Genomic DNA, 5,366 nt, shown 5'->3' on the forward strand with positions numbered 1-5,366 from the left:
GCGGCGCCGGCCGCGCCGGAAGCGCCGCCCGCCGAACCCGTTCCAGCGCCCGCGCCGCAGGTAGAGACGGTCGCCTGCACCCAGGCCGGCGCCTTCGCGGCGGCCGATGCGCGCCGCTTCGAAACCCGCATCGCCCGCCTCGACCTGGGCGCACGCGCCGTGCGCACGGGCGTGCCCTTCCAGGAAATCACCAGCCACCTGGTCTACCTGCCGCCGAACGGCGGCAAGGAAGGCGCCGAGCGCCGCGTGGCCGAGCTGAAGGAAAAAGGCGTGCAGAACTTCTTCGTGATGCAGGGCGACTCGCCGCTCAGGTGGGCGGTGTCGCTGGGCGTGTTCAAGACCGAGACCGCCGCACAGGGCCTGGTGGCGGCGCTTGGCAAACAGGGCGTGCGCGGGGTGCGGGTGCTGCCGCGCGGGCCGCAGGGTACGCGCGCGGCCTGGCAGTTCCGCGACCTGACGCCGGACGAGCGCAGCCGCGTCGCCGGCATTGCCGACGACTTCGCCGGGGTGCAGTTGCGTCCCTGCCGCTGATCGGTCCGGCACGTCCTGGTGCCGAACAATACAGGCGTTCCGTAGGATGTAAAGATTCTCTGGAAGCGCTTATCGCTTGACGACGATCGGCTTCAGTCCAAACGAGGACGGCACCGCTTGCGCCGCCGCCGCCGCATCCTCGCGGCTGCCGAACGGCCCGCCGTACAGGCGGTTCACCGAGCCCACCTTCACCACTTCGAGCTTGCCGACTTCGATGCCGGCATCGATCAGCTTTTCGCTCATGGCTTCCGCGGTGCCGGAGCGGCTGTAGGCGCCGAGCTGGACATAGAAGCTGCCGCGCGGGACCAGCTTGGGCACCACTTCGGCCACGGCCGCGCTGTCGGTGCGCACGCGGTCTTCCAGCATCAGCGTGGTGATTTCCGGCGGCGCCGATTGCGCTTCGGAAGTGGCGACGCGGCGCTCCGAGGCCATGCGGATCGGATCGTCCGGGAACAGGCGCTCGACCTGGACTTCGTGGCTGCCCTTGCCCAGCAGGCCCAGCTTGAGCGCCGCCGTGTAGGACACGTCGACGATGCGGCTGGCGTGGAAGGGACCGCGGTCGTTGATGCGCACCACCACCGACTTGCCGGTTTCGACGCTGGTGATGCGTGCGAAGGAAGGAATCGGCAGCGTCGGATGCGCCGCCGTCATCTTGTACATGTCGTAAAGTTCGCCGGACGAAGTCTTCTGGCCGTGGAACTTCACGCCGTACCAGCTGGCGACGCCACGCTGCACGAAGGGATCCTGGTGCAGGATCGGGGTATAGGTCTGGCCGAACACCGAGTAGGGACGGTTGGCCCAGCGCGAATAGGGTTCGGCCTTGACCACCGCATCGGGCAGGTCGATCAGGCCCGCCGGCGGATTCAGGCCGGGGCCGTCGTCCTTGTAGTAGCCGCCGCGGCCGGAATTGGCGGGCGGCAGCTTGGGCAGTTCGCCAACCTTCGCCTTGGGATGCTTCCACGGCAAAGGAATCAAGCTTTTGCGCTCGCCGGTGTCGGTGGTGCTGCAGCCGGTGGCGAAGATGGCCAGTGCGATGACCGTGGCAAGTTGTTTTCTTGGAACGGCCATGCGCGGTCCTTGTTAAATTACGTCTGCACTAGTTTACGATGTCTTTGAATACTCATCAATATACCAGCGCCGAGGCCGAGCGTAATAAAGGCTGTTCCGCCGTAGCTCATGAAAGGTAAGGGAACTCCGACGACGGGCAGGATACCAATCACCATGCCCATGTTGACGAAAGCATAAGTGAAGAACATCATCGTGATCGCCCCGGCCAGCAGGCGCGTGAACGTGTTCGGCGCATTCGCGGCGATCATCAGTCCGCGCCCGATCAGCAGCAGGTAGACGAACAGCAGGAACAGGTTGCCGACCAGGCCGAATTCCTCCGAATACACGGCGAACACGAAGTCGGTGGTCTGCTCGGGCACGAATTCCAGCGCGCCCTGCGTGCCCTGGCCGTAGCCCTTGCCGAGCAGGCCGCCGGAACCGATCGCGATCTCGGACTGGATGATGTGGAAGCCCTTGCCCAGCGGGTCGGAGGTCGGATCGATCAGGGTCATCACCCGTTCGCGCTGGTAATCGTGCAGCATCGACCAGGCGATCGGCATCGCCGCCGCGGCCGACACGCCCAGCGCGATGATGGCCTTCCACGGCAGGCCGGCCAGGAAGATCACGTAGAAGCCCGAAGCGAACACCATCAGGCCGGTGCCCAGGTCGGGCTGCTTGGCGATCAGGGTGAACGGGATCAGGAGGATCACCGCCGCGATGAGGTAGTTCTTCCAGGTGCCGGCGTTGGCGCGCTGCTGGAAGTACCAGGCCAGCATCAGCGGCGTCGCGATCTTCAGGATCTCGGAGGGCTGGATATCCACGCCCACGTGCAGCCAGCGCCGCGCGCCCTTCTTGATGATGCCGAACATCGCCACCGCGATCAAGAGCGCGACCCCGAAGGTGTAGATCGGCACGGCGAGCCGCATCAGGGTTTGCGGCGGCACGTTGGCGGCGATCCACATGACGGCGAAGGACAGCAGGAAGTTGCGGATCTGGTGCTCGACGCGGTCCGGGAACTCGGCGCCGGCCGAGGCCATGGTGATCAGGCTGGTCATCATCAGCACGAACAGCACCAGGCCGAGCGGCCAGTCGAAGACCGCGAAATAGGGACGCAGGCGGCGCCGCAGCGAGCGGCGTTCTGGAATGTGCGCCATGGCTTATTCCTTTCGTGTGGCGGGGACGCCGGGCGCGCCCGCGGCGGCGGCCTGGATGACCGGGCCCGGCGCGGCGGCCGGTGCGGGCGGCGCGGCCTTCGGCGCCGGCGCGGCTTTCGGTGCCGGCGCCGTCTTCGAGGCCGGCGGCGCCGGACGCTTGCCCAGCAGGTAGTAGTCGAGCGCCTTGCGCGCGATCGGGGCCGCGGCCGCGGCGCCGAAGCCCGCGTTCTCGACGATCAGCGCCAGCGCGATCGTCGGCTTGTCGGCCGGGGCAAAGGCGACGTACAGCGCGTTGTCGCGGTGGCGCTCGTCGATCGCGTGGGCGTTGTACTTGCCGCCCTTGAGGCCGATCACCTGCGCGGTACCGGTCTTGCCGGCCGAGACGTAGCCGGCGTTGGCGAACACGCGGCGGCCGGTGCCGTTGGAATCCTGGGTCACGCCCACCATGGTTTGCTTGATGAAGTCGATGTTTTCCTGCTTGAGCGGGATGCGCCGGGTTTCCTTCGGCACGGTCTGGGTGCGCTGCTTGGTGGCGCCGTCCTCGATCAGCTTGACCAGGTGCGGCTTCATCACGATGCCGTTGTTGGCCAGGGTCGAGACCGCGTGGGCCAGCTGGATCATGGTGTAGTTGTTGTAGCCCTGCCCGATCGAGATCGAAATGGTGTCGCCGCCCTGCCACCTGCCGGCGGCGCGGCTCTTGAAGCGGTTCGCCTTCCACTCCTTGGACGGCCGCACGCCCGCCTTCTCGTGCTCGAGGTCGATGCCGGTCAGTTCGCCGAAGCCGAACTGCTTCATGAAGTTCGAGATGTTATCGATGCCCATCTCGTTGCCGAGCTGGTAGTAATAGGTGTCGCAGGACTCCACCACGGACTTGTACATGTCGACTACGCCGTGGCCGCCCGGCTTGTCGTCGCGGAAGCGGTGCCCGCCCAGCACGTAGAAGCCGGCGTCGCGGATCGCGTCGGACGGCTTGCGGAAGCCCATTTCGAGCGCGGCCAGCGACATGAAGGGCTTGAAGGTCGATCCCGGCGGGTAGGCGCCCGACAGCGGGCGGTTCATCAGCGGGCGGTCGAGCGAGGTGTTCAGCTCGTTCCAGCTCTGGGTATCGATGCCGTCCACGAACAGGTTCGGGTCGTAGCCCGGGCGCGACACATAGGCCAGCACGTCGCCGGTGGCGGGCTCGATCGCCACCAGCGCGCCGCGCTGCTCGCCGAAGGCTTCCTCGACCACCTTCTGCAGCTCGATGTCGATCGACAGGATCAGGTTGCTGCCCGGCGTCGGCGGCGTGCGCGACAGCGTGCGGACGGCGCGCCCGCCGGCGGTACGCTCGACCTGCTCGTAACCGGTGATGCCGTGCAGGTGGTTTTCGTACTTCTTCTCCACGCCTTCCTTGCCGATATGCTCGGTGCCGTTGTAGTTGGCATCCAGGCCGTCTTCCTCGAGCTGGGCCTGCTCCTTCTGGTTGATGCGGCCGATGTAGCCGATCACGTGCGAGGCGGTCTCGCCCAGCGGATACTGGCGGAACAGGCGCGCCTGCACCTCCACGCCCGGGAAGCGGAAGCGCTGCGCGGTGAAGCGCGCCACCTCGTCGTCGGTCAGGCGGGTGCGCAAGGGCACGCTGGCGAAGCTGCGCGACTCTTCCAGCAGGCGCTTGAAGCGGCGGCGGTCGCGTGCGTCGATTTCGACCAGCTTGGACAGCTCGTCGATGGTCGATTCCAGGTTGGCCTGCAGCTTGGACGGCGTGATCTCGAGCGTATAGGCCGAGTAGTTGCGCGCCAGGACCACGCCGTTGCGGTCGACGATCAGGCCGCGGTTGGGCACGATGGGCACCAGCGCGATGCGGTTGCCCTCGGCCTGCGCGGCGAACTGGTCGTGGCGCAGCACCTGCAGCCAGACGAAGCGCGCCACCAGCAGGCCGAAGCAGATGAAGACGAGCACCACCAGCGCCGTGAGGCGCATGCGGAACAGGTGGATCTCGCGGTCGTTGTCCTTGAATTCGGTCACAGCGCAGAAAACTCGGTTCGGTCGGTCAGATCGGGCGGGTATGGTCGCGGTCGACCGCGCGGCGCTGCGGCGCCAGCAGCAGCCAGGTAATCACCGGCCACAGGGCGACGGCGACGATGCTCTCGGCGAAGTACAGCACGCCGGGAAAACGGCCCGAGGCGGTGAAGTGGACGAAGAACTGCACCGCCTGCGCCAGCAGCAGCAGCGGCAGCACGTGCATGGCCTGGGTCGTCAGGCGGAACCACAGCACGCGGCGGTGGATCATGATGGCGAGGTAGGACAGCAGGGTATAGGCAAGCGCATTCTCGCCCAGCAGGCTGGCGTCGTGCACGTCCATCAGGAGGCCCATGACGAAGGCGACACCGATGCCGACCTTGCGCGGCTGGTGGATGCCCCAGAACACCAGCACCAGCGCGACGAAGTCGGGCGCGCCGACCCAGCGGCCCATCGGCAGCAGGTTGAGCATGAAGGCGCACACCAGGCTGAAGGTGATGAACAGCGGGCTGACGGGCAGCAGGATGTAGTGCGGACGGTTACCGGGCATTATTGGCCCTCCCTGTTGGACGGGCGGACGGCGCTGGCCGGGGCAGTGCCGGCCGGCGCCGGCGCTTGCGCGGCGGCCGGCGGCGT

The 5,366-nt window shown here is 67.1% G+C and carries 5 protein-coding genes; 1 reads left to right on the plus strand and 4 read right to left on the minus strand.

The genetic code is table 11. The features are described 5' to 3' along the window. Window positions 1-531: SPOR domain-containing protein (locus B2R83_RS02575; RefSeq protein WP_292038140.1), on the plus strand; the 531-nt coding region annotated here is incomplete at its 5' end. A 69-nt stretch (window positions 532-600) separates the two neighbouring features. Here the strand turns inward: B2R83_RS02575 and B2R83_RS02580 are convergent. The 4 genes from B2R83_RS02580 to mreD are packed head-to-tail and all read right to left on the minus strand — an operon-like array spanning window position 601 to window position 5,280. Continuing rightward, entirely contained in the window at window positions 601-1,599 is a 999-nt protein-coding gene (locus tag B2R83_RS02580; RefSeq protein ID WP_292038141.1) for a septal ring lytic transglycosylase RlpA family protein, read from the minus strand. Between the two features lie 17 nt (window positions 1,600-1,616). Further along, a complete protein-coding gene (rodA, locus tag B2R83_RS02585; protein ID WP_292038142.1) occupies window positions 1,617-2,732 on the minus strand; it encodes a rod shape-determining protein RodA in 1,116 nt (371 codons plus the stop codon). A gap of 3 nt (window positions 2,733-2,735) precedes the next feature. Next, window positions 2,736-4,736 carry a penicillin-binding protein 2 gene (gene mrdA, locus B2R83_RS02590; RefSeq protein ID WP_292038143.1) on the minus strand — a complete coding sequence of 667 codons (2,001 nt, stop codon included), beginning with the start codon at window positions 4,734-4,736 and terminating at the stop codon, window positions 2,736-2,738. A 25-nt stretch (window positions 4,737-4,761) separates the two neighbouring features. Further along, entirely contained in the window at window positions 4,762-5,280 is a 519-nt protein-coding gene (gene mreD / locus B2R83_RS02595; RefSeq protein ID WP_027865857.1) for a rod shape-determining protein MreD, read from the minus strand. Between the last annotated feature and the right edge of the window lie 86 nt (window positions 5,281-5,366).

Origin of the sequence: Massilia sp. UBA6681 (assembly GCF_002454935.1) — a bacterium.
In the GTDB taxonomy this organism is placed as follows: Bacteria; Pseudomonadota; Gammaproteobacteria; order Burkholderiales; family Burkholderiaceae_D; genus Telluria; species Telluria varians.

Excerpts from the sequence above, each read along its gene's own strand:
- B2R83_RS02580 (WP_292038141.1), bottom strand. The coding sequence starts at position 1,599 with ATGGCCGTTCCAAGAAAACAACTTGCCACGGTCATCGCACTGGCCATC.
- rodA (WP_292038142.1), bottom strand. The coding sequence starts at position 2,732 with ATGGCGCACATTCCAGAACGCCGCTCGCTGCGGCGCCGCCTGCGTCCC.
- mreD (WP_027865857.1), bottom strand. The coding sequence starts at position 5,280 with ATGCCCGGTAACCGTCCGCACTACATCCTGCTGCCCGTCAGCCCGCTG.